This window comes from Paenibacillus sp. FSL R5-0490 (assembly GCF_001956215.1).
In the GTDB taxonomy this organism is placed as follows: Bacteria; Bacillota; Bacilli; order Bacillales; family Cytobacillaceae; genus Cytobacillus.
The window spans coordinates 42726-67234 of sequence record NZ_MRTQ01000024.1; the positions used below are offsets into that span (position 1 = coordinate 42726).

Consider the following 24509-nt stretch of genomic DNA (forward strand, 5'->3'; position numbering starts at 1 on the left):
AGAGTGGGAGTGTTTACTTTGAGGATATTGGTTACAGGTTCAACAGGACAACTAGGGTCAACTTTAGTTAAGCAACTAAAAGGTTCTGATTATAAAGTTAAAATAACTTCTAGAAGAAAACCTGAAGGATTAGGACATTTCGAGTGGGTTTATAGCGACTTATCGTCTGGTGAAGGATTAGATGCCGCAGTAAAAGATGTAGATGTAATAATACACGCAGCAACAAGTCCGATGAAAAATTCAAAAATGGTCGAGGTTTTAGCGTTTAAGGAGTTTTTAGGTAAAATGAAACACATAAAACATTTTATTTATCCGTCAATTGTTGGGATAGATGAAATACCATTTAAATATTATAAACACAAATATGAAGCAGAAGAGTTGTTAAATAATTGTTCTATCCCACACACAATTGTACGTGCCACTCAGTTCCACAATTTTGTCGAAAATTTATTTATATCAAAACCACTCTTTAAAAGATATATTGTCCCTGGAAACTTTAAATTTCAAAGTGTTGATGTTAGTGAATTTGCCAGTCATCTAATAGGTTTAGTGGAGAAAGATCCACAAGGAAGAGCGGATGATTTTTGTGGACCAGATATTATGACATTAAAAGAAATGGCTGAACTGAAAATCCAAAAAAATAAGGAGTCAAATAAAGTTTTAAGCATTTCTTTTCCAGGAAAACTGTACAAATCTATCTCAGAGGGGAAAAATACAAATTCTTTTCGAAAAATGGGGAAAATCACCTTCGGGGAATATCTAAGTAATAAGATCGAATGAGGTATTCAGGCTGCTGAGGGGGCCTTCTTTATTTCCTAATAAGGATTGTGGAAATTGTATTTCGTTCATAAATAAAAATCGCTTAACGCAACTGTTAAGCGATTTTTTTTCATTCTCCAAATTATCTTTCTGTTAGCAAAATTGCCGGTTAAAATGTACCGTAATTTGCAGCCGAACTTTTGACAGGTAACTGAACCCGTTACCTGGGGGAAGGTGTTTTTTACTTTTTGGAGATATCGCTGAACATGGCCACATGCAGCTTCGGTTCGTCTGCATCATTTTTGATGGTACTGATGGTTAGCCACTCTGGAAAGATCTCGCCGTTCTTCTTTTTGTTCCAGATTTCACCCTGCCAATATCCTTTCGTCTCAATTTCCACCCACATCTGCTTATAAAACTCTTTTGTATGTTTTCCTGACTGAAGGATTGCAGGTGTTTTGCCGACCGCTTCTTCCGGTGTAAATCCAGTAACCTTTGTGAAGGCTGGATTTACTTGTTTAATAATTCCTTTTAAATCGGTAATCATCATGCCGGACTCTGTACTTTCAAGCACCTGTTTCGATAAGCTGAGCTTATCCTGGTAGTAAAGCCAAACGACCAGAATTAAGCTTGCGAGGGCAAATTCGGATAATGCCATAAAACCGATGGCATAATGACCGGTCCAATCGAACAGAATGGTTAAAATAATCGGCGGGAAAAATCCGCCAAGTCCCCCCATAGCAGCGACTATCCCATTGACAATCCCGGCTTGTTTGGAAAAATACATAGGTACAAGTTTAAATATGGTTCCATTTCCAATTCCTGCACAAATGGCTACACCGAGACATCCAACTGTGTAAATCGGAAGTGATGGCGTGAAGGATAAGAGAAATCCGCCGAATGTCAGCCCTGAGAATACAAGCATCAAAATGACAAAGGAATTGAATTTATCCCCAAGCCAACCGCCGGCAGGGCGCAAAAAGGTAGCGATGGCAATAAAGCCGGCCGTCCGAAGTCCTGCATCCACTTTATCCAGTCCAAAGTGATTTACAAGGAAATTGGGCAAATAAATGGTAAAGGCTACGAAGGATCCAAACGTGATGAAATAAAACAAACTTAACAGCCATAATTTAGGATTGCGGTAAACACTTCTAATCTGCTCCCCGAGAGACACCTGGACTTTCTTTTCCTTACGGTCACCAAGCAAGAAATTTAATACCGCAATGAGTGCTAAAAGAATGATAAAGAACTGCACCGTAATTCGCCAGCCAAAGCTGTTTGCCAGTACCGGCGCCAAGAAGGCGGTTACTGCAGTACCGATGTTGCCGGCTCCGTAAATGCCATTTACAAAACCGTGCCGTTCTTTTGGATAGTATTTCGGCAAGGAGGTAACACCAACAGAGAATACTGCTCCGCCAATCCCCAGTAAAAGCCCTCCGAGGATGAGGGTCATCATCGTACCTGCTGAACTGATCACAAACACAGGCAGAATCAGGACAATGAAGCTTACGGTGAAAATAGGCCTTGCACCATACCGGTTGGTCCAGTAGCCAATTGGGACTCTTAATAAAGACCCCAATATGACAGGTATGGCCGTGACTAACGCCACCTCTCCCGGATTGAGGGCAATATCGGACTGGATATAGGGCATCAGTGAGGAAAGAATGACCCACACCATGAAGCCGACAACCAAACTTCCTGTCTGCAGAACTAATTGAAAGCTTCCTTTTTGCATAACGCTCTCCTTTCATGTAGGAAATGCATGTGTGAACGTGATGTATTAGGGCATTCTTAGTTTTAAAATACCCAAATACTTACAGGTCAACCATACTTTTTACGGGATCATAACCTGAGTTGACAAATTCGGGAACATTATCTCTGCATAGCAAATTGATGAATAAGGAACTATATATTAAAACTTTGATTATAAATATATGCTTCTGTTGGAGGAGATAAGTTCTTTACATAGCAGGTATAGAAATAAAAAAAGGCGGTTCATTTGTATGTATTGGTTTCCTTATCTTTCATTGGCCATTAATCTCATTGTAATCTGGTTTATGCCAAAGCGTTTAACGAATAAAGAAATATACGTAAGCTGGGCTGTCATTGCTTTGATTAACTTAAGTACAGACGTAATGCTAAGTTTATATTTTCGGCTGTATGAGTTAAACGGCGGGGGAGTACAGCTGGGGGTACATATTATTGAATTAACTCTTGGTGCGTCATTCGGGATTATTTTTTTGAATTTCATGCCGGAAAGCAGGCGTTCTTTTTTCATTTATACAGCAGCCTGGGTCATTTTCTCTGTTCTTTATGAAATGGTTACGGTTAAGATGGATTTTATTAATTATTTCTTCTGGAAATGGTGGTATTCTTTCTTCTACTATTTTGCTGCTTTTTTATTTGTCCGCTGGCATTTGCATTATATCAGGTCAAATTAGAGCTTCCTGCTATTGCCGGAAGCTCACAGCCTTTCTTTATTCCTTTCCATTCTGTTATCGAAGAACTTCCTGGCCTCGTGTTTTATCATATTTCTGATCGTTCTTAATATTTTCATGTTCATCACCACTATAGGAATACGCAGATGAAAATATTCTGTGCCAGTCCGTGTATCGGGAGAAATAACAAAAGACTCCTGCTCCGTTGGTCAGGGGCAGAAGTCTTTCAGCGATTTTTAATTTCTTTCAGGAGTGCCAGGCGGCATATAGCTTGGCGGGATTCTCAGCCAGCCTCTTTCCTTCATTAAATTCTTAAGAGGGGAGGCAATTTCCATTAAGTGCACCTGTAAGGTAAAGAACATTAACCCCACATCTGTTCTGACTGTTTTACTCATAGCCTGTGCACAAAAGGTTATGCTTGCTGCGATTTTTACTGATATTAAATTAGCGATTTCATCTTCCGTTAACTTGACACCTTCAGGAACAGAATCCGGGTTGGAAAGTGGTTTTTCGGCATTAGTTAAAGGCAGTGGCACTCCTTCTTTAAGCAGAAAATTCTCAATCATTTTTGTGTCGGCCCTGCTTCCTTTAATGGAGGAGCGTATAGTATGCAATAGTTCAGGATCTGTGGTCATATTTAAGGCAATATAGTAAAGGGAGTGGGCTTCATGGAATGCTGTATACAGAGTCCATAAATCCATAACCTCCCCGACATGCAGCGGCGGCTTTGGTTCGTTATCAGCAAAATTCTTAATGGTTTCCTTAATGGCCTCGAATGGGTTTTGCATTATTTCACCCCATCATATGTATTTTTTTTAGTTTTGCCGATATTTTCAATTTCATTCAATATTAAGGAAATGACTAATTTTTTTTGAAACTATTTTTGAGAATATTCGTAATACATTAGGAGCAGACCTTACTCGGAAAAGGGGAATTTCAGATTGAGAAATAGAGTCCTGAAGAGACTTTCCTATCTTTTTACCGGAGAATCAATGAGTTTAATCATGTTTGTCTTCATCAGTTACCTGGTGAACTATACCTATTCGGATCTCCATTTATATTCACTGTTTTCCTTCTGGTCATCATTTCTGCTGCTGGAGTTCATCTTGCTTCAGGGCACCATTTATTGGTTTGTAAAATGGAAACGGTTAAAAAGGGAGAATACGTCAGTTGCCCCGATCACGCTTGAACAGCCGTTATGGATTACAAAGAAATGGAATCTTGGCATGATCATAGTGATTCCAGTTGCATTCGTGGCAGACTACGTAATATGGCACCCGGCAGTTCCTCTTGGATTTGCGATTGCCGGCTTTATCTATGTTTTTGCCATTCTCGAATATATCAACTATTTTCATATTCAGCTATCCTATGACAATCGCGCTGACATTAACAGCCTTAAACAGACAAAACGATTTAAACAGGCTTGCTTGAGCAAGGAATTTAAGAGGCTGGGGAATTTAGAAGCCGATGGCAGGAAAGCGATAATGGAGAAGGATTAAGGTGCCTGCCTTGTTTCTGTCACTGAAAAGGAGAACATTAAAATGGAAATATTGATTGAAAAAGCAATGATGAAAGATGCAGTTCAGTTAACAGACATTATGAAAGCTGCATTTGATGAGGAAGCTCAAAAATGGCTTACAGGTGATGAACAATATATAGCAGATTTTAATATTCAGCCTCCCGAATATGATTCCCTGCAAATGACGAAATATATGATTCTGGAACTGGATTATTATAAAGTAATTTATAAAAATGAAATAGCAGGCGGGATTATCGTTACGATTTCCGGAAAATCATATGGACGGATTGATCGGATTTTTATCCGGCCTGATTTACAGGGCTGCGGAATTGGTTCAGCTGCCATAAAGTTTATAGAAAATCATTATCCATATATAAAGGCATGGGAACTCGAAACATCGGCCAGACAAATCAATAATCATCACTTCTACGAGAAAATGGGCTTTCAAATATCTTTTAAAACGAATGAAGAGTATTGTTATGAGAAAAGAACCGGACCTTCGAAACAAGATATTACAGATCCTCAATTTGAGAACTGCGATATGGGAAACACTGAAGTTTACAAAGTGAATATGGCGGAAAGTTCGTTCAGCAACAGCAGCCTGTGTAAAGCACATTTCAGCAATTGTAATTTAAGTCATTCCAAGTTTCAAAATATTAATCTCCAAAAAACTCTTTTTGCCGACTTGAATCTATCTCAAAGCAGGTTCATGCATGTTACCTTAAGCGGAGTGCTATTTGCTGATACGAATCTTCGGGATGGAGAGAATCCCATTTCATTTAATAGATGTAACCTGGAAGGGAGTAAAATAACTAACTGCTGTTTGAAAAATGTTGAAATTTCCGAAAGCAGCATGAGTGGAATGAAGATCAATGGTATTCCGGTTGAAGAACTATTGCGTGTTTATGAACAAAATAAATGAGGGACGCACGTATTTGTATTATGAAGCGGGGAGCTTTTGGCATGAGTAAGCCTGATGTAATGGAAATTGTTAATCATTTGTTAGAAGAAGTAACAGTGATATTAAAAGATAATTTTAAAGGTTTTTATTTGCACGGCTCATTGGCGATGGGCGGATTTAACCCGGATAAAAGTGATGTTGATATTTTAATTGTAACGTATCATTCCTTGTCATCTGATATAAAAAGTAAGCCGGCAAAGTTACTCTTAAAGACCTCCAATGCACCATTCCCCATTGAAGTCAGCTTTTTGAATGAAAAAGATCTCTGCAATTGGCAGCATCCATGTCCATTTGATTTTCACTATAGTGAATTTTGGCGGGAGAAATTTGAAGAAGAAGTGGATCCGCATAGCGTTTCCGGATTTGATCCTGATTTGGCTGCTCATATTACGATCGTTAATCATCGAGGTATCTGTGCTGCTGGCGAATCCATAAAAGCAACTTTTCCTAATGTGCCGAGAGAGGACTACCTGTCTTCTATCCTGGGGGATTACCGTGATTGCCTTGAAAATCTTAAAGAAGATCCTGTTTATAGTGTCTTAATATAGTTCAGCTGCAAATGATCATTCTCACATAGATTTTACTAAGCTCTATGATTTAAGAGACTATATTGATGGTGAAGTCCGGAAACTGATAAGCTTTTAAAGGAATGGTCGGTATTCAGACGGATTAGCCATCATCATACTTCATTCATTCTAAACATAATGGTATAATCAGGAAAAAACGAAAGAAGTGTTCCTTTTGGATCTAATTACGGGGAAAATCCTGTTTGCTTCCTTATTCATCATTCTTATACATAGTATTGAAACACTGGCCTACGCTGTCCGGTTATCGGGTGCCCGGGTCAAGCTGATCGCATCAGGGCTTTCTTTGTTCAGTACCATTGTCATTGTTTCACGAATGGCGAACATGGGTCAGCAGCCGCTGCTTGGGAGTATTATTGATACTGCTCCAGAACAAAACTTTCTCAGTTTTGTTGAAAATCAATTCAGGGTGCTAATTGGGGCTTCCACAATAGGGACCATCATTGGAATTCTGCTGCTGCCGACATTTATAGCGATTTTCTCAAGAGCCATTATCCGTCTTGCCGATGCAGGAGGATCAGTGCCTTCGCTGCTAAAAGTCGGTTTTAGCTGGAAATCGGCAAAGACAGTAATCAGCCATTTTAAGTTTCCGAGAATTTCTTATTTAAATGGACTTAAACTCAGTGAAATACCAAAACGGCTATTTCTATTCAATATGTTTGTAACCGCTATCTATACAATTGGAGTGCTGTCAGCTCTATATGCTTCGCTGCTTACTCATGATAGCTCAAGAACAGCAATTATGGCATCTGGTCTCATAAACGGTGTAGCAACAATCCTGCTATCGATTTTTGTCGATCCGAAAATTTCTGTCATGTCAGATAATGTGGTGCGCGGGAAAGCAAAGTATACGAATCTAAAGGGGATTTCCATAATGATGGTTACCTCCCGATTGATCGGAACCGTCCTTGCACAGATCTTGTTTATACCCGGGGCTTATTATATTGCCTGGGCTTCGAAGTTTTTTGTATAAAAAAACGGCACTGCTCATCCTAACGGGTTCGGTTTTCGAGGACAAAAACTTAATTCGCGCACTAATTAGCAGTCCAATTCGCAACTGAATTGGACTGCCTCTTTTTGTTGATATAGCGGGCAATTTTGTATATTTTATGGTGTCTTAGCACTCGAATTCGCACCCCTTTTAGCAGAGTGAAAGAAGTTATTGTCAGCGTGCGAATTGGTATGTTGAAAACAGCAATTAGGTTTCTGGATATTTATGTTAAAATGATGTAGAGGCTAATTCAACTAATGAAGCAGGATTGTTTAAGAAGAAAAAGAGGAACTTGTTGCAATAGCAAAACGCAAGATATTAGGAGGAAGTTTTATGCAAAAAAAATCTTTAGTAATAATTGATATTCAAAATGACATAACAAAGAATTACAAAGATATCATTGAAAATATCAACAAATCAATTGATTGGGCGGTCGAAAATAATATTCATGTTGTTTACATAAGACATGAGAATTTGTCACCTGGTACGAGAACTTTTAAAACAGGTACACTAGGTGCGGAATTAGCTCCAGATTTGAAAATAGTATCAGAAAATGTTTTTACAAAATATAAAGGAAGCGCATTAACAAGTGAAGAATTCACAGACTTTATTAGTATAAATGAAATAGACGACTTCTACATTACTGGAGCGGATGCTGTTGCTTGTGTTAAGTCAACTTGCTATAACTTACGTAAATCAAACTATGGGGTTAGTGTACTATCAGATTGCATTACCAGTTATGATAAAAAGAAAATTGATGGTATGATAGACTATTATGAAAGTAAAGGATGCGAGATAATTTGTTTGAATAACTTATTGATTTAAGAATTTTTTTAGGACCATTTAATCGTCCAGAGGCTGTTTTAGCATACTGCTTTGCTCCGCTTAAAGTATCTATACGCATTACTCAATAATTAAAGAATAATTTTTGGAATAAGTTTCTGAACTAATTTACTTAAACATAAGGATGCTTATCTTCAATAACGTGCTGCTATAAAGAAAGCTCAGAGCATAATGGCTCCGAGCTTTTTTCATGCTAATTTTACTGCTAAAGTGTTCAGCTAATTACACTGCGAAAAGCATTGCAAATTCGAATTTTGCACTTCATAACCGAATCCATTATGCTCATCCAGTGCCTTTTTCGATTTAGATACTTTCGCTCTTGCGCTTGCTGATGAATTTGTAAGTAAAGAAAATAATGAGTCCCGCAAGGATAATCAGGACTAGAGGAAGGGCATAGCTATTGAAAATTTCCTCTGCTTCTTTATAATGAGGGCCAAGTTTAAACCCCAGATAAACATAGAACGCGGTAATCGGAAGCATTGCCAGGTATGTATAGATTGAGAACTTCCACACATTCATTTTGGCCATTCCGCATGGAATCGATATTGCTGTACGGACAACCGGCAGAAAGCGGGCAAAGAAAGCGACCCCTGAACCGTACTTCTCAAAGAACTTGTCCGAAGCATCGATCTGTTTTTGTGAAACTAAAAAGTATTTTCCGTATTTTAAAACCATGGGACGGCCGCCATATCGGCCCAGCGCATATAATGTCAGCGGTCCGATCGTTCCTCCCACAGTGCCTGCTAATACAACCAGATAATAATTAAAATCACCTTGGAAGACCCAAAAGCCGGCCAAAGGGAGAACCACTTCTGCCGGGACGAATTCAAAGCAAAGTGCAAGCAATATTCCAAAGTAAGAAAACTGTTTTAAAAATTCAATTAAGCTGATAACAATTTCTGACATAGTCACACATCCTGTTGATTAATAAGAAAAGCGCAAGCCGACCCATCGAGGGGGTAGGCGCTAGAGCTAGACAATTCACAAAGTTTATAGATATAAAATGTACATAAGTCAGTCTAACGGGTAATAAGAAAACAATCAAGTATTTATATAGACACAAAAATGGCGGCTGCCTTAATCGGAGCCGCCGTTTTTTCTTAGGCTAACTGGGGCTTGCTTTTAAAAACCTCCAGATAATGAAGCTGGTGTCCATCTTTTTCGTGGACTTTAAATGTAAATCCATCCGCTTCAATCTCTGTTCCTATTTCTGCTTCCATATGCTGTGTAAGGAACCAGCCGCCAATAGTATCTACGTCTTCATGCTCAAAATCCGTGCCAAGCAGATTATTGACATCTTCTATAAGAAGCTTGGAATCCAGGATATAATGATCATCATTCAGCTTTCGTATCTCCGGAACTTCATCTTCATCAAATTCATCACGGATCTCACCGACTATTTCTTCAAGAATGTCTTCAACCGTCACCAATCCGGAAGTTCCGCCATATTCATCCATTAAAATGGCAATATGGATGCGTTCCTTCTGCATTTTGACAAGCAGGTCATGAATGGGAATGCTTTCAATGACATGGATGACCGGATTAATAAAGGAGTCTAAATCAAGGTTCTCAGGTGTAATCCTGTCTGTTAGACTGGCAGTCAGAAATTCTTTTACATTAATAAACCCGCGGATATTGTCTTTATCCCCATCTTCAACGGGGTATCGCGTGTAATTTTCTGTCTGGATGGTTTGCATAATTTCTGCCAGTGTATTATCGAAGGCAATCGTAACCATCTCAGTACGCGGGACCATGATTTCTTTTGCAATTCTTTCATCAAATTCAAAGATATTGTTCACGTACTTTAATTCATTTTTATTGATTTCACCGCTCTTATAACTCTCAGATAAAAGAATTCGCAGTTCTTCTTCTGAATGGGCCATTTCATGCTCAGAAGCCGGCTTTAAACCAAACAGGCCAACGAGTACCCTGGCAGATCCATTTAAGAACCAAATGAATGGAAACATCACTCGGTAGAACCAGATAATCGGTGCTGCGAATGCCATTGTAACTGCTTCCGCTTTTTGAATGGCAACTGTTTTTGGTGCAAGCTCTCCTACAACGACATGCAGGAAGGTGACTAAAGCAAAGGCAATACCAAATGATAAAATATGGGTAAGGGACTCTGCTATTTCAAACCTCTCAAATAACGGATGCAATAACTTTTCAACCGTTGGCTCACCAAGCCACCCGAGACCTAATGCAGTGATGGTAATACCCAATTGGCAGGCCGATAAATATTCATCCAGGTGCGTGACGACTCTCTTAGCCGCTATAGCCCTTTTATTCCCTTCAGCAATCAGCTGATCAATTCGGGAAACACGGACCTTTACAATCGCAAACTCGGTTGCTACGAAGAATGCGGTTAATGCTATTAATAATGCAATCAATAATAAATTTATGGTTGTCAACAAGCAGTCTTACTAAAAAGTAAGACATACACCTCCTAAAATGGTAATAATACTTAATAAGTTCACTACTTAAATTGTGCCCAAACAAATATCCATAATGCTCCAAAAATCAAAAAAACGATATCAGTTCAGCAATAAGAGCAGTGACTGAATTAATGATAAGCTTTCATGTGAAATATTTTTTTTAACATACTCATATTTTTCCGGATCTGATTTCTTCAGCTGTGAAAGTGCTTTCGTCACATCTTCCTCCAGATCCTGAATTTTTAGCCTTAGCTCAAGAACATCTACCTCTTCAGAAAATTGGCTGATGACTTTTTTCTTGATTTCCTCCAATGACAAACCATCCGCTTTACATTTCTCGATAAAAGCAATACGTTCGATGGAGGAGTGGTCATAATAGCGATAATTTGAAGGTGAACGTTCTGCTTCTAAAAGACCCAGGGAAGTATAGTAATCAATCGTTCTCTTCGTAACCTTTGCTTTTTCAGCCAATTCTCCTATTCTTAACTTCTCAGCCCCATGAGGTTTCCTCCAAACTGTTACGTGATGGTTATGAATTTAATTATACTAAACTATCATAGAAAAGCAATGAAATTGAATGAAAGGGGAGGAACAGCTCCGAAAAAAAAATAACACCGGATAACCGGTGTTATTTTGTGATCAGGCTTTAACAGCCTCTTTTTTTGCTTCTGTTTCCGTGACAATAACTGCACAAGCAGCATCGCCTGTAATATTGACAGCTGTTCTCGTCATATCAAGCAAACGGTCAATACCGATAATTAAGGCGATACCTTCAACCGGCAGGTTAACGGAGTTAAGAACCATGGCAAGCATAATAAGGCCGACACCCGGCACACCTGCAGTACCTACGCTGGCAAGCACCGCGGTAAGAACAACGGTGATAAGCTGGGTGAGTGATAAATCCACATTGAATACCTGTGCGATAAATATAGTGGCAACACCCTGCATGATGGCTGTCCCATCCATGTTGATCGTTGCACCAAGCGGCTGAACAAAGCTGCTGATTGATTCAGGAACTTTCAGATTCTTTTGAGCAGTATTCATGGAAATCGGCAACGTTGCATTACTGCTTGAAGTACTGAACGCAACTCCCATTGCCGGTGCAAAGCCTTTAAAGAACCAAATCGGGTTTTTCTTTGCAAGTAAAGCAATGGAACCTCCATAGGTTAAGATCGCGTGTATAAATAACGCGAGAAGGACAACAATCATATAAAGTCCCATGGCTTTAATGGCACTTAGACCTTGGCTGCCGACAGCTGAAACGATAAGTCCGAATGTTCCATATGGCGCAAATTTCATAACCAGATTAACAAGATACATCATTATGTCATTGCCCTGTTCAATCAGGTTTAAAATGCCTTTTGTTTTATTGCCAAGCATCGTTAAGGCAAATCCGACGAAAATGGAAAAAGTAATAATCTGAAGCATGTTTCCTTCTGTGAAGGCTTTTACAGGATTGGTCGGAATAATATTTAATAGGGTGTCAGAGACAGGCGGAGCTTCTTCAGATTCATACTCCACGTTTGTTACGTCAAATTCCCCAACATTTCCCGGCTGGAAGACATATGCCAAAGCGAGTCCGATAATAATCGCTATACTTGTAGTAACTAAAAAGTAGGATATCGTTTTTACACCGATTCTTCCTAATTTCTTTGGATCACCAAGTCCTGCAGTACCGAGGGTGATGGAAAAGAATACGATCGGGACAACCAGCATGTTAATCAGATTTAAAAAGATTTTTCCAAGCGGTGTAAACAAAAACTTGTCAAGCTCAGGGAATATTCCAGGCGCAAACAAATTAATCAGCAGGCCTGTAATTCCCCCTGCAATCAAAGCAATAATAATTTTAGTAGATAATTTCATACGCGTTCCTCCAATGAATGATGTAAAAAAATGTAAAATACAGACACAAAAAATAATGTCCTTCCCTATATTACCCCCAAAAAACATAAATCTAACTTAAAAAAGGCAACAAAAAAACACAGAGGTATAACCACTGTGCATTTATGCAGTGTTTGCCTCTCAACACGCTTACGAGGTTAGCTGTCGGGTTCGGGTTTTGAGAGTACCCTACCTATAAAAGGATTCACCCCAGGTACTTTATAAAAAGTACAATTGGTTCCCCCGCTCAATAAAGATTAAGCGAAAATAATTTATGTTTTTTTAATATAATAACAAAATAGTATGAAATTTGTAAACATCCTTTTAATTATTTGTTATTTCCAATAATATATTATTCAAACAATAATATTAAGGTATTAGAAATTAAGCCAGTTGAAAATAGGATGTCTATTTTTGTCCTTGACTTTCAGTCCCTTCTTATTCAGCTTGTCTTCATGTTCGGCAAGCCACTTTTTCAACTCCACTTTATCCTTGCATTGCGTATAATAAGTCTCGCCGTTTTTTCCAGTGGCACTCACAACATATCTGCATGTATTTCCCATAATGCACCCTTTTCAAAGTAATTTCTTTTTGAATTATAACAAGATATCTGGCAATGTCCACTATATTTTTAAAGAAAATAGATATATGCATTATGGGAAAACAAACCTATTTTCGCAAAACTGTAATAAAACCGTCCAGAATATCGTGACTCTTAGTAAATCCTTTACTTACATAAAATTCAAGGGCCTCTGTATTACCATTTGATACATAAATAAAATAGTCTTCCACATCTTTAAATTGACCTAACCATTCCATCGACATGTTAAAAAGCACTGACCCGATTCCGTATTGCCGGTAGCCATCTTTAATAAAGAATTGTGATAAGCAGCCAACATTGTCTTTCTCAACTGAAGATAAATCAAAAAAAGTGGCGAAATCATTCGAGTAGGCTTCCTTAGGAGAAACATTGGAATAGACATAGCCCACGACTTCTTCATCGTCCTTAACAATTACAATATAATTATGTATAGCAGATTTTACGGATGGAACCATTCTTGTTTCAAAGTTCATGCTGTCAAATCGCTCAGGTGTTATATGTGCCTTTGATTTCTGAAAAGCCATCAGCTCATTGCATAAATCCCGGCATAGGCTGATTTCGTCTTCTTTTACCACTTCATAGTTTAGATTCATACCAATTCACCCCTTTAGCTAACATTTTATATTGGAAGGGACTCATTCGTCCAAAAAAGAGGGGATTTTTTTTCGATAGAGAATTAGTTTTTAAAACTAATATAAAAAGAGGCACGATCATGATTAAGGAAATAAATATTAAGGACCGAAAAGCGGCTGAGCAGGTTCTAAGCGTACAGCTTTCCGCGTACAAAATTGAGGCTGAAATCATTGGTTATCCTGATTTACCGCCTTTGAAGGATTCGGCGGACGATTTGCGAACAACCGGAGAGACCTTCTTTGGGTACTTTACTGGAGAAAAATTATGCGGTGCGATTTCCTTTAAAGAGAAGAATGATGTTTTAGATATTCACAGACTGATTGTGCATCCTGAACATTTTAGGAAGGGGATTGCACAAAAGCTGCTGAATTACATTGGGCGGAGGCCGATCATAAAAAAAATGATTGTCACAACCGGTTCCAGGAATACTCCAGCTGTCGCATTTTATCTGAAAAATGGATTTAAAGAGGTAGAAATGATCAAAATAAACGATTTACTCACAATTACTGCTTTTGAGAAATTATTATAAGAAACCCGTGAAGGTGGAAAGGAGCGGCAATATGAATTTTAACTTAAGAGAAGCTATTGAGATTCTTGAACGTACACCTGATACGCTGGATGCCTTACTAAGAGGTTTATCTTCAGAATGGCTCAATGGCAATGAAGGGGAAGGGACGTGGAATGCAGCCGAAGTGGTTGATCATTTGATTGATGGCGAGGAGAAAAATTGGATTCCGCGACTGACATTTATTTTGCAGGAAGGGAAAAGCAAGCCATTTCCTCCATTTGACCGTTTTGCTCATTTAAGTTTGTCAGGGGATCTGCCATTTGAAGAAAAGCTTAAAATCTTTAAGACCCTTAGAATGAAAAATTTGGCTTCGCTGAGAGGTATGCCTGATCTGGAAACTCATTTCGAAAAGAAAGGCCTTCATCCGGCATTTGGTCCAGTAAGAGTCAGGGAATTGATTTCCACTTGGGCTGTGCATGATCTTACGCATATTTCACAGATTTCAAGAGTATTGGCAAATAGGTACAGGACAGATGTTGGTCCTTGGATTGAATATTTGGGCATATTAAAAAAGTAAGCACTTTAAAAAATTGTTAAGTATTGTAAAACAGTATAATTTTGGGACCAATACATCATGCCCTGGCCGAAGGTGTTCATTTATACTAGGTGTTGATTGTGACTTTTCTGATTATTCGAAGTCCTTTCAAAACATTATGGAGGCGAATGAATGCTGAATCGTAAGAGAAAAGGTCTGCTGTTATCGCTGATTCTATTTGCTGCCATTCTCATTGTAATGCAGCCCATACAAGATTCAATAACAAAGGCAGCTGCTGGAGATGGGTCCTGGTCATCACCTTATTCGGTTTCTCAGGGAATCAATGCTCAGAATAACTCATCCAAAACTGTTCAAGGCTATGTGGTTGGACAGCCGACTGCAACAAATACGGTGATCACCAGCGGGTTTCCAAATGACTATGCTTTAGCGCTGGCGGATAGTCCATCAGAGACCAGCTTGGCTAAGATGATTTATGTTCAAATTCCATCCTCCTTTCGCTCAAGCTATGGTTTGAAATCGAATCCATCTCTGATGGGAAAGAAAATGAAAGTAACGGGAGCGCTGACTGCTTATTTTTCTCATCCGGGGCTTAAGGATGGTACTGCTTTTGAACTGGATGGCGGCGGAGCAATCGACCCGGAACCCGGACCTGGAGGGTATTATGATGCTGCAAATGGAAAAACAGGTGAGTCTTTAAAATCTGCTCTTCATAACATCATTGATGACCATAATGAAATTTCCTATTCCAATGTATGGGAAGCTCTTCGTGAAACAGACGAAGACCCGGCTAATCCGAATAACGTCATACTCTTATATACCGGGCGTTCACAGGGCAAACTCACCAATGGATCTGGAGTCAATGATTGGAACAGGGAACATGTGTGGGCTAAATCGCACGGGGACTTTGGCACAGCGATGGGGGCGGGAACTGACCTTCATCATTTGCGGCCAACAGATGCTTCTGTAAATAGTTCGAGAGGAAATCTCGACTTTGATAATGGGGGATCCCAGCACTCTGAAGCACTTGGAAATTACTATGACTCAGATTCCTGGGAACCAAGGGATGCCGTAAAAGGCGATGTAGCCCGGATGCTGTTTTATATGGCTGTCCGCTATGAAGGAGACAGCGGAGAAGTGGATCTGGAGCTGAACAATGCAGTCAACAACGGTTCTGCTCCTTATCATGGCAAAATGTCTGTCCTGCTCGAGTGGCATAAGGAAGATCCGGTCGATGATAAAGAACGGAGAAGAAACGAAATCATCTACTCTGATTACCAGCATAATCGCAATCCGTTTATCGATCATCCTGAGTGGGCATCTGCGATTTGGGAATAAGGCACTATCCGTTTTAAGAAACAATTCAGTTAAGATAATTCATAGAGAAATTACACACAAAAAGCTCAGAGTATGTGACTCTGAGCTTTATTTTTTGTATGTGGCCTAATCCGATAAAGAACCCAATTAATGCTTAATAATTACTCGTTTTTAACGATTTCTTCCCAGTAATCCCAGGCTTCAAGGTATTCCTGGAAATCACATGGATGATGCTTTATACAAGTTGCCATTCTAAGATATAAACCAACTAGTGCCTCTTCATATAAAACAGAAAGATTCATATCACTTTTAGATTTCAAAAAGGCTGCTGCACTAAGGAGGGTTTCTTTCGTTAGTTCCTCTGGGGATGAACAAAAAGCATAAATTAAATCATATAAAGGCTCGCCAATAACAGGCGTCGGGTCAATTACACCACTTAATTGTCCATTACGAAAAATAAAATTATGTACTCCGCAATCCCCGTGCAGTAAAAATGCCTCTTTGCCTTTGCTGTTTTTTTCAGCAAGCTCCAGTACGAGATTATAATGACGATTATCTAATCGTGAATGAAGGATTTTATTTGCTTCATTGATGTTATCAAGTATAAAACTATGCCAAGACTTCGATGGCTGATCCGCCCAGCCCCAGCCATTAATGCTGTCAACGGGTTTGTAATGATTTAAAAGCCCTTGCACCAGTGTTTGGAGGGTTTCTTTTTTGTTTTTTCTAACATAATTGGCAGTGCCTTCAATGAAGGAATAAACGATGTACTCGTATAATGGATCAACGAATAAGAGTTTCGGCAATAAATCAGTCTTCTTGTAATCATTAAGGAAATTTGCCTCTGATTTAATAATTTGTGGTTCATTTTTCTTAATGACATACTTCATTTCCTCAAAATGCAGAAGGTACAATTCACTAACCGTACCCCCATTTAATTTTTCATGATAAGTTGGCTTTGAAGGTAAAATGTTATTGTTCATTAGCTGATGTATTATTTCTTGTATATTCATATTTCTCCCCCTATCTATGACGCTTTCTTCTGCTTCTCTTTATATTTTAATATAATTTACCAAGTTTCTAGCTGAATTTTCAAAATAATTGAGTATAAAACGTTTGCGATTTCTTACTCGATCTCTAATGTGCAAACAGGGCAGGATTCTTGAAGAAGGTATTTGTAATAGAAAATTGAATAATTACTTACATATACAGTGAGTTAATTTTAATATAAAGGAGAATTTAAATTGAGCGAACTTAAACTAATAAAGACTTACAAAAACGAGCTTCAAAAATACTCTTTAGAACAGCTAAGTTATAAATCTGAAGAAACGGTCTGGTCAATTGGGCAAATGTATGACCATTTAATCCTTGTTGCCCATGAGTACCTGGATAATATGGAAAAATGCTCCAAATTATATGATGAACAGCCCCTTGGGAAAACTGAGTTTGGTTTGCATTTATTTAAGATAGGAGGGTTTCCTCCAATAAAAATAAAATTACCGGCTGAACTAAATGCTCCACCTAATAATTCAGATAGCAAGGAGGATCTTATCAGCAGAATGGATCAAGTAATTCTAAGGCTAAGTCAATGGGAATCGAAAGTGGATAATATAAACCCAAAATATAAAGTAGAGCATGGGGGATTCGGATGGCTGAATGCAAGGGAATGGTATGATTTAGTTGGTATGCATTTTCGTCATCACTTGCGCCAAAAAGCTGAGTTAGAACAAAGGCTTGTTAAATGACGGGTGTGTATGTTGAGGGTAGGATAGTTCTGGCTGGCCTGTTTCCTTATTCAAGTAAGAGGTGCGTTTGTTCCACCAAGGAATGACCAAAAGGACCTTATGAGGAGGTCTTTTTCTTTTGTTCAAGAATTTAAAGCTTTATAAAAAAAGATTGACAAGAGATGAACATGGGAGTAATTTATATTTATTAATTTCATAGTAAACCTTTTTGCTGAATCATTTGAGCGGGGGAACCAATTTTGATAAACCTTGTTTATCTTGGGGTGAATCTTAGCATATTAAGGCTAAGAAGGGATACTCTCAATCCCTAATCCGACAGCTAACTCCGTAAGCCAAATCGAGAGAAGGGTTAATGGAAACCATTGGCCATTCTTTATTAAGAGTGGTTTTTTTGTGTTCATTTTTTAAAAAGAAGGGAAATTCTTCAATGAAAAAACAGTATGCTGTATTTGGTTTAGGCCGCTTTGGCGGCAGTCTTGTAAAGGAATTTCATGAATTAGGTGTGGAAGTGCTTGCGATTGATGTGGATCAGGAGAAAGTGAATCAATACGCTCAGTTTGTGACATACGCCGTTCAAATCAATGGGATTGATGAAGCTGCCATTAAACAGACGGGAATTAAGAATATTGATCATGCATTTGTTTCATTTGGTGAAAACATCGAGTCCAGCATATTGACATCATTGCTCTTAAAAGAATTGGGAATTCCAAAGGTGTGGGCGAAGGCACATAATGAATATCATGCCAGAGTGCTCGAAAAAATTGGCGTTGATCGTGTAATTCATCCGGAGCGGGATATGGCAAAGCGGATTGCCCACCATATTGTTTCAGAGAAGATGATTGATTATATTGAGCTGTCTGAAGATTATAGTATGGTGGAGATTGTGGCGACTAATAAAATTGCCAACAAATCTCTATCAGAGTTGAATATACGGGCTAAGTATGGCTGTAATATCGTGGGGATTCAGCGCGGGAAGGAAATAATCGTTACTCCGCCGGCTGAAGAGGTCATTTTAAAGGGAGACGTCCTGATTGTAATGGGACATAATAAAGGGATTGGCAGGTTTGAGAGGCATGGAGTATAAGCCTTCCTAAAAAATACCAATACAAGGGGTTAGCCTTAGATGTATAAGGAGCATAAAAGAATGAGGAGAATGGGACGATCCTATAAGTGGATAAAAATGAATCCGGCACAAATGCTTTCGGTCGGTTTCTTAATCTTAATTGGTGTAGGCACACTGCTGCTGATGCTGCCTTTTGCTACGAAAGACAGACATCATTTGTCGTTTATCGATGCCCTTTTTGAGGCGACTTCTGCTGTTTGTGTAACAGGTCTCGTGGTAGTGGATACCCAAACAACATTTACTGTTTTTGGCCAAATTGTATTGATGGTACTCATACAGATTGGCGGCCTTGGATTTATGACATTTGGAGTTCTCATTGCTATCATGCTTGGAAAGAACATTGGGTTGAAAGGAAGGCTGATGATCCAGGAATCTTTAAATCAGCTTTCGATTGAAGGGATGGTCAGGCTGGTTAAATTCGTTGTCGGCTTTACTTTAATTGCTGAAACGATCGGTGCTTTGATACTGGCCATACGCTGGTTGTCCGATTTTGGATTTCCCCGCGCGTTGTATTATGGCATTTTCCATTCGGTTTCTGCGTTTAATAATGCCGGGTTCGATATAATGGGCCAATTCAGGAGCGTGACTGAATATGCCGGAGATTTTACGGTCATTATGACGCTCAGCACTCTGCTGATAATCGGGGGAATTGGCTATTTTGTTGTACTTGATGTGAAAAGAACCAGGAGCTTTAAGAAACTCTCTTTGCATACAAAATTGGTCCTTTTGATGACTCTGGTTCTAAATTTTCTGGGGACAGTGTTTATCTTTGCGCTGGAATTTGATAACCCCGGGACACTTGCCAATTTGCCTTTAAAAGATAAACTGCTGGGAGCATACTTTCATGGTGTAGTACCGAGAACCGCTGGCTTTAATTCTTTGAATACTGGTGAATTAACACTGGGTTCACAGCTCGTAACAATGCTGCTCATGTTCATTGGAGGGGGATCCGGCGGTACTGCAGGAGGCATTAAAGTCACTACATTTGTCTTGATTTTTCTTGCAGTCCGGGCGCTGATAAAGGAGGAAGATGAAGTAAGCCTGATGGGGAGGCGAATTCCGAAGGATCTAATTGTCAGGGCCTTTACGATAACCGTCTATTCAATAGGATTTATTTTCTTTATCTTATTTATTTTATCCATAACTGAAAATGCTCCTTTAAACGTCCTTTTATTCGAAGTAATCTCCGCCTTTGGCACTGTAGGCATGTCGATGGGGCTGACACCTGAATTAAGTGCAACAGGAAAAGGAATAATTGCATTTATGATGTTTGCAGGAAGAGTAGGGCCTATCACAATCGCTTTTGCACTTGCCCGAAGAAAAGGAAAGGCCAAATATAAATTTGCAGAAGAGAAAATTATGATTGGCTAGTGCGGGGTAGAGTGTGACACTCTATCCTGTTTTTTTATAGAGCCGAAAAAGCGAGCGGCGGGAAGAAAATGGTCCCCCTGCTAGTGCGAATACCAAATTCCAACTATCTAAATTGATTTCAGTTCCTTCTATAATAATAGTATAATAAAATACATATATTTCTATTTTTCGGCCGATGGGTATTTTCAGTGAGTCATACAGGGGGAAGAGAATGGCGAAGATTATGCAGATATCAGACGAACTGAAGGAATGGATTACGGGTGCGTTAAAAAATGAAGTGAGTCCTATTTCGCTAGCAAATGCATTGATCAAAAAGGGGTTCGATAACCGGTTTGCTTATGAGACTTTATTTAAAATTGTTGGAAATGAAGCAATAGGGACGACAGAAGGGCAGCAGATTCGATATAATTATGAAGTCCCTGAAATAGGCAGGAAGGGGAATATCCTGCATGCCAGTGACAGGGACGTCAAAGTGCTTTCCAGGAATGAAAAGCCGTTTGTTCTCCATTTGGATTCTGTGCTCACCTCAGAAGAATGTGATGGGCTCATCAGTCTTTCAAGGAGCCGACTGCAGCCATCCCGTGTGGTGGATACGGGTTCTGGAGAAGAACGGGCAGGTTCCGGCAGAACAAGCAGGAGCATGGCTTTCCGCATCATGGAAAATGAGCTGGTCGAAAGGATTGAAATGAGGATTGCCGATCTGACGGGTTATCCGGCAGAAAATGGAGAAGGCCTTCAGATTCTGAACTATGGATTGGGTGAAGAATATAAGCCTCATTTTGATTTCTTGCCTCCCCATATGGTGGATGCCGGCAAGGGCGGACAGCGTGTTGGCACTTTCCTCATCTATTTGAATGATGTGGCTGAGGGCGGTGAAACCGTTTTTTCTAAAGCCGGACTTTCGATTGTTCCCAAAAAGGGATCGGCCATTTACTTTCATTATGCCAATGACCAGGGGCAGCTGGACCGATTATCAGTCCATAGCAGTCTTCCTGTCAAAAAGGGAGAAAAATGGGCGGCAACCAAATGGATTAGGGAAAACAATATTTACAAGTGTTATTAAGTAGGCTGTTTTCGCAAGGTTTGCTTTTTGTATTATATTTACTGTGTTGATTGGAGCGGAAGGTGCGAGACTCCAGCGGGAGTAGCGGGACAGGTGAGACCCCACAGACGCGGAGCGCCGAGGAGGCTCACCGCCCGCCCCGCGGAAAGCGAGCAGCCTGGAGCGGAAATCAACGGACAACATAGATAGGCAAAAAACAACAATTTGTACGGAAAAGATCCTAAAAGTAAAACCAAAAGGAAGTTTGATCAGGTGAAACTCATCAACAAACTATTCTCAAAAGAAAAAACATCTTCAATTGAATTTTGCCAGCGGAATCTGGATGAATTTTTAAAAGAAGAAAGTTTGGCTGAATTTAACCAATTCCTGAGCCGTAAGAATATTACCTATAAAGAATACGAATGCCAGAGCAAATGCAAAGAATGCAGGCTATCTCCCTATGCTGTAGTGGACGGAAAAATGATTGCAGCGGAGAATTCGGATGAATTATTGATAAAACTGAAAGAAGAAGTAAAGAAATAAAAGGAATCGGAGCAATCCGGTTCCTTTTTTCATACAATATTCAAATACTTGTTTGAATAAGGTCACAGACGAGGTATAATATATTCAAATGAATGTTTGAATAATGAGGGGAGAATAAAATTGGGCTCTAAAGATACATGCGATATTTACTGCTTTGATGAAGACAAAGTGAACCGCATTCAGGGGGAACTGCTGAAGGAAGATCTTTCGGGTGCTGCCCAATTATTCAAGGCTCTTGCTGATGAGAACAGGGCAAAGATTTCTTATGCACTAACCCGGGATGAAGAGCTGTGTGTCTGTGATATTGCCAATATCATTGGCGCAACAGTGGCAACGGCATCCCACCATTTGCGGACATTGCATAAGCAAGGAATAGTTAAGTTCCGGAAGAAAGGGAAATTGGCTTTTTATTCATTGGATGATGATCATATCAGGCAATTAATGATGATTGCACTTGAACACAGAAATGAGGTGAAAGCCAATGTCTGAACAAGCTGGAATTGCGGAGAAAGAGACGGTAACCTACCGTGTTCAGGGCTTTTCCTGAGCAGGCTGTGCCAAGACGTTCGAAGAGAACGTGAAACGCCTGGATGGCGTTTTAGATGCGAATGTGAATTTTGGTGCTTCTAAGATAACTGTTACAGGGAAAGCTTCAATGAAGGCGGTCGAAAAAGCGGGAGCCTTTGAAAATCTGAAGCTGCGTGCAGAGAATGAAAAAAAGGTGGAGCGCGAGGCATTTTGGAAGCAGAAATCTAACTATAAAGTGTATTTGGCAGCGCTTATTCTGATTGTGAGCTGGTTTTTAAGCGAACAGTATGGAGAGGATCATCTATATCCGATCACAGGGTATGCAGCAGCAATCATCATAGGCGGTTATACTTTATTCCTGAAAGGCTTCAAAAATCTTGCAAGATTGAATTTTGACATGAGCACCCTGATGACGATCGCTATTATAGGTGCAGTGATCATTGGCGAGTGGGGAGAAGGAGCGATGGTTGTCATCCTTTTCGCCATCAGTGAAGCCCTTGAGCGTTTCTCAATGGAAAAAGCGCGCCAGTCCATTGAATCATTGATGGACATTGCCCCTAAAGAAGCATTGATCAAACGGGACAATGAAGAAATGCGGATTCATGTGGATGATATTCAAATTGGTGACATCATGATTGTGAAGCCGGGAGAAAAATTGGCCATGGATGGCGTGGTAGTGAAAGGAACCTCTTCCCTGAACCAGGCAGCGATTACCGGAGAAAGCGTGCCTGCCGTTAAGACTGCAGGTGATGAGGTTTTTGCAGGCACACTAAATGAAGAGGGACTACTTGAAGTAAAAGTCACGAAGCATGCTGAAGATACCACCATCGCCAAAATCATCCATTTAGTGGAAGAAGCACAGGCTGAAAAAGCGCCTTCCCAGCAATTTGTCGATAAGTTTGCCAGGTACTATACGCCTGCCATTATTGTTTTAGCATTTTTAATAGCGATGGTTCCTCCGCTATTTGGCGGGGATTGGAGCGAATGGATTTACCAGGGGCTAGCTGCATTGGTTGTCGGCTGTCCGTGTGCGCTAGTCGTATCTACACCGGTAGCGGTCGTTACGGCCATCGGAAATGCGGCAAGAAACGGTGTCCTGATTAAAGGCGGCATCCACCTGGAGGAAACAGGGGCGCTTAAATCGATTGCATTTGATAAAACAGGCACATTGACAAAAGGTGTTCCTGCCGTTACAGACATCATCACTATTAATGGTGATGAAAGACAGCTTCTCCAAATCACGGCTGCCATTGAGAAAGGGTCACAGCATCCCCTTGCTTCTGCAATCATGAAAAAAGCAGAAGACATAGGCACTGATTTTACCGGCCTGGACATAGAGGATTTCATCTCTATTACAGGAAAGGGAGTAAAAGCCTCAGTGAATGATGTCCTCTATTATGCCGGAAGCCCCAATCTGTTTGAAGAGCTTCATAGCGGCATGGAAGGCACGATTCAAAAGCAAATAACAGATCTGCAGACCCAGGGTAAAACCGTTATGATTCTGGGAACAGAAAGCGAAATCCTCTTAATAATAGCTGTTGCAGATGAAATACGGGAGCATTCGAAAACGGTCATCAGCAAACTAAATGATATGGGAATTAAAACGGTTATGCTGACAGGCGACAATCACAGAACGGCTTTGGAGATCGGAAAGCAGGCCGGCGTTTCTGAGATTAAAGCGGATTTGCTGCCACAGGATAAACTGGCTGTTATTAAAGAGCTTCGTGCCCGCCATCAAAGTGTGGCAATGGTCGGAGATGGAGTCAATGATGCGCCTGCACTTGCTGCTGCGTCTGTCGGGGTTGCCATGGGCGGTGCCGGAACCGATACGGCACTAGAAACAGCGGATATAGCGCTAATGTCAGATGACTTGAGCAAATTGCCTTATACGATTAAACTCAGCCAAAAAGCGTTAGCGATCATAAAACAGAACATTACGTTCTCACTCGGAATCAAGGCCCTTGCCTTACTGCTGGTGGTTCCAGGCTGGCTGACCTTATGGATTGCCATTTTCGCGGACATGGGAGCAACTCTGCTGGTCACCTTGAATAGCCTAAGGCTTCTCAGAATAAAGAAATGAAAAAACTCAGAGTGATGCTTTCGGGCATTGCTCTTTTTTTTGCGGTGTATTTGA

The 24509-nt window shown here is 40.0% G+C and carries 26 protein-coding genes and 2 riboswitches; of the genes, 17 read left to right on the forward strand and 9 right to left on the reverse strand.

What is annotated here, in order from left to right; genetic code table 11:
- Positions 1–9 precede the first annotated feature (9 nt).
- Positions 10–780: an SDR family oxidoreductase gene (locus BK139_RS18525; RefSeq protein ID WP_286149056.1), complete on the forward strand. Its 771-nt coding sequence runs from the start codon at positions 10–12 to the stop codon at positions 778–780.
- 220 nt (positions 781–1000) lie between these two features.
- Here BK139_RS18525 and BK139_RS18530 read toward each other — a convergent pair whose 3' ends face one another.
- The gene (locus BK139_RS18530; protein ID WP_076261732.1) at positions 1001–2494 is read right to left on the reverse strand and encodes a nitrate/nitrite transporter; all 1494 of its coding nucleotides are present in this window, start codon (positions 2492–2494) and stop codon (positions 1001–1003) included.
- A 268-nt stretch (positions 2495–2762) separates the two neighbouring features.
- Here BK139_RS18530 and BK139_RS18535 point away from each other — a divergent pair, with 268 nt between their 5' ends.
- The gene (locus BK139_RS18535) at positions 2763–3200 is read left to right on the forward strand and encodes a hypothetical protein (protein ID WP_076261735.1); all 438 of its coding nucleotides are present in this window, start codon (positions 2763–2765) and stop codon (positions 3198–3200) included.
- 233 nt (positions 3201–3433) lie between these two features.
- On the opposite strand, the gene BK139_RS18540 is transcribed toward BK139_RS18535, so the two are convergent.
- Positions 3434–3985 (reverse strand): DUF3231 family protein, encoded by a 552-nt coding sequence (locus BK139_RS18540; RefSeq protein ID WP_076261737.1) that lies wholly within the window; start codon positions 3983–3985, stop codon positions 3434–3436.
- Positions 3986–4138: 153 nt separating this feature from the next.
- On the opposite strand from BK139_RS18540, the gene BK139_RS18545 reads away from it, so the two are divergent.
- The 5 genes from BK139_RS18545 (at position 4139) to BK139_RS18565 (ending at position 8077) form a co-directional block, all read left to right on the forward strand.
- Positions 4139–4696, forward strand: coding sequence for a general stress protein (locus BK139_RS18545; RefSeq protein WP_076261740.1), 558 nt, complete (start codon positions 4139–4141; stop codon positions 4694–4696).
- Positions 4697–4738: 42 nt separating this feature from the next.
- Positions 4739–5638, forward strand: coding sequence for a GNAT family N-acetyltransferase (locus tag BK139_RS18550; RefSeq protein ID WP_076261742.1), 900 nt, complete (start codon positions 4739–4741; stop codon positions 5636–5638).
- 41 nt (positions 5639–5679) lie between these two features.
- Positions 5680–6225 carry a nucleotidyltransferase domain-containing protein gene (locus tag BK139_RS18555; protein WP_076261745.1) on the forward strand — a complete coding sequence of 182 codons (546 nt, stop codon included), beginning with the start codon at positions 5680–5682 and terminating at the stop codon, positions 6223–6225.
- 193 nt (positions 6226–6418) lie between these two features.
- The gene (locus BK139_RS18560) at positions 6419–7234 is read left to right on the forward strand and encodes a lipid II flippase Amj family protein (protein WP_076261748.1); all 816 of its coding nucleotides are present in this window, start codon (positions 6419–6421) and stop codon (positions 7232–7234) included.
- A gap of 351 nt (positions 7235–7585) precedes the next feature.
- The gene (locus tag BK139_RS18565) at positions 7586–8077 is read left to right on the forward strand and encodes a cysteine hydrolase family protein (protein WP_076261751.1); all 492 of its coding nucleotides are present in this window, start codon (positions 7586–7588) and stop codon (positions 8075–8077) included.
- Between the two features lie 321 nt (positions 8078–8398).
- Here the strand turns inward: BK139_RS18565 and BK139_RS18570 are convergent, their stop codons facing one another.
- The 6 genes from BK139_RS18570 to BK139_RS18595 all read right to left on the reverse strand — a co-directional run bounded on the left by BK139_RS18570 (position 8399) and on the right by BK139_RS18595 (position 13605).
- Entirely contained in the window at positions 8399–9001 is a 603-nt protein-coding gene (locus BK139_RS18570) for a DedA family protein (protein ID WP_076261753.1), read from the reverse strand.
- A 194-nt stretch (positions 9002–9195) separates the two neighbouring features.
- Positions 9196–10506, reverse strand: coding sequence for a hemolysin family protein (locus tag BK139_RS18575; RefSeq protein ID WP_076261756.1), 1311 nt, complete (start codon positions 10504–10506; stop codon positions 9196–9198).
- 123 nt (positions 10507–10629) lie between these two features.
- On the reverse strand, positions 10630–11001 hold the full coding sequence (locus BK139_RS18580) for a MerR family transcriptional regulator (protein WP_048010004.1): 372 nt from the start codon (positions 10999–11001) through the stop codon (positions 10630–10632).
- 168 nt (positions 11002–11169) lie between these two features.
- Positions 11170–12393 carry a dicarboxylate/amino acid:cation symporter gene (locus BK139_RS18585; RefSeq protein WP_076261759.1) on the reverse strand — a complete coding sequence of 408 codons (1224 nt, stop codon included), beginning with the start codon at positions 12391–12393 and terminating at the stop codon, positions 11170–11172.
- A gap of 151 nt (positions 12394–12544) precedes the next feature.
- A riboswitch (cyclic di-AMP (ydaO/yuaA leader) is annotated at positions 12545–12685 on the reverse strand.
- Positions 12686–12788: 103 nt separating this feature from the next.
- On the reverse strand, positions 12789–12974 hold the full coding sequence (locus BK139_RS18590) for a hypothetical protein (RefSeq protein ID WP_076261762.1): 186 nt from the start codon (positions 12972–12974) through the stop codon (positions 12789–12791).
- Between the two features lie 106 nt (positions 12975–13080).
- Entirely contained in the window at positions 13081–13605 is a 525-nt protein-coding gene (locus tag BK139_RS18595) for a GNAT family N-acetyltransferase (RefSeq protein ID WP_076261764.1), read from the reverse strand.
- Between the two features lie 119 nt (positions 13606–13724).
- Between BK139_RS18595 and BK139_RS18600 the strand changes: the two genes are divergently transcribed.
- The 3 genes from BK139_RS18600 (at position 13725) to BK139_RS24610 (ending at position 16044) form a co-directional block, all read left to right on the forward strand.
- Positions 13725–14174: a GNAT family N-acetyltransferase gene (locus BK139_RS18600; RefSeq protein WP_076261767.1), complete on the forward strand. Its 450-nt coding sequence runs from the start codon at positions 13725–13727 to the stop codon at positions 14172–14174.
- A gap of 31 nt (positions 14175–14205) precedes the next feature.
- Positions 14206–14730, forward strand: a complete 525-nt coding sequence (locus BK139_RS18605; RefSeq protein WP_076261769.1) for a DinB family protein — start codon at positions 14206–14208, stop codon at positions 14728–14730.
- Between the two features lie 150 nt (positions 14731–14880).
- Positions 14881–16044 carry an endonuclease gene (locus BK139_RS24610; RefSeq protein WP_076261771.1) on the forward strand — a complete coding sequence of 388 codons (1164 nt, stop codon included), beginning with the start codon at positions 14881–14883 and terminating at the stop codon, positions 16042–16044.
- A gap of 140 nt (positions 16045–16184) precedes the next feature.
- Here BK139_RS24610 and BK139_RS18615 read toward each other — a convergent pair whose 3' ends face one another.
- Entirely contained in the window at positions 16185–17036 is an 852-nt protein-coding gene (locus BK139_RS18615) for a phosphotransferase (protein ID WP_076261773.1), read from the reverse strand.
- 231 nt (positions 17037–17267) lie between these two features.
- Between BK139_RS18615 and BK139_RS18620 the strand changes: the two genes are divergently transcribed.
- From BK139_RS18620 to BK139_RS18650, 7 genes are all read left to right on the forward strand, one after another.
- On the forward strand, positions 17268–17768 hold the full coding sequence (locus BK139_RS18620) for a DinB family protein (protein ID WP_076261776.1): 501 nt from the start codon (positions 17268–17270) through the stop codon (positions 17766–17768).
- 199 nt (positions 17769–17967) lie between these two features.
- Positions 17968–18117: riboswitch (cyclic di-AMP (ydaO/yuaA leader) on the forward strand.
- A gap of 78 nt (positions 18118–18195) precedes the next feature.
- Positions 18196–18852 (forward strand): potassium channel family protein, encoded by a 657-nt coding sequence (locus BK139_RS18625; RefSeq protein WP_076261815.1) that lies wholly within the window; start codon positions 18196–18198, stop codon positions 18850–18852.
- A gap of 39 nt (positions 18853–18891) precedes the next feature.
- Positions 18892–20262, forward strand: coding sequence for a TrkH family potassium uptake protein (locus BK139_RS18630; RefSeq protein ID WP_286149053.1), 1371 nt, complete (start codon positions 18892–18894; stop codon positions 20260–20262).
- 211 nt (positions 20263–20473) lie between these two features.
- Positions 20474–21325 carry a 2OG-Fe(II) oxygenase gene (locus tag BK139_RS18635; protein WP_076261779.1) on the forward strand — a complete coding sequence of 284 codons (852 nt, stop codon included), beginning with the start codon at positions 20474–20476 and terminating at the stop codon, positions 21323–21325.
- 252 nt (positions 21326–21577) lie between these two features.
- Complete coding sequence (locus BK139_RS18640; RefSeq protein ID WP_076261781.1) at positions 21578–21847, forward strand: DUF1450 domain-containing protein; 270 nt, start codon at positions 21578–21580, stop codon at positions 21845–21847.
- 120 nt (positions 21848–21967) lie between these two features.
- Positions 21968–22336 (forward strand): ArsR/SmtB family transcription factor, encoded by a 369-nt coding sequence (locus BK139_RS18645; RefSeq protein WP_076261784.1) that lies wholly within the window; start codon positions 21968–21970, stop codon positions 22334–22336.
- Positions 22329–24455 (forward strand): heavy metal translocating P-type ATPase, encoded by a 2127-nt coding sequence (locus BK139_RS18650; protein WP_083675407.1) that lies wholly within the window; start codon positions 22329–22331, stop codon positions 24453–24455. The genes BK139_RS18645 and BK139_RS18650 overlap by 8 nt, the downstream gene beginning before the upstream one ends.
- Positions 24456–24509 lie beyond the last annotated feature (54 nt).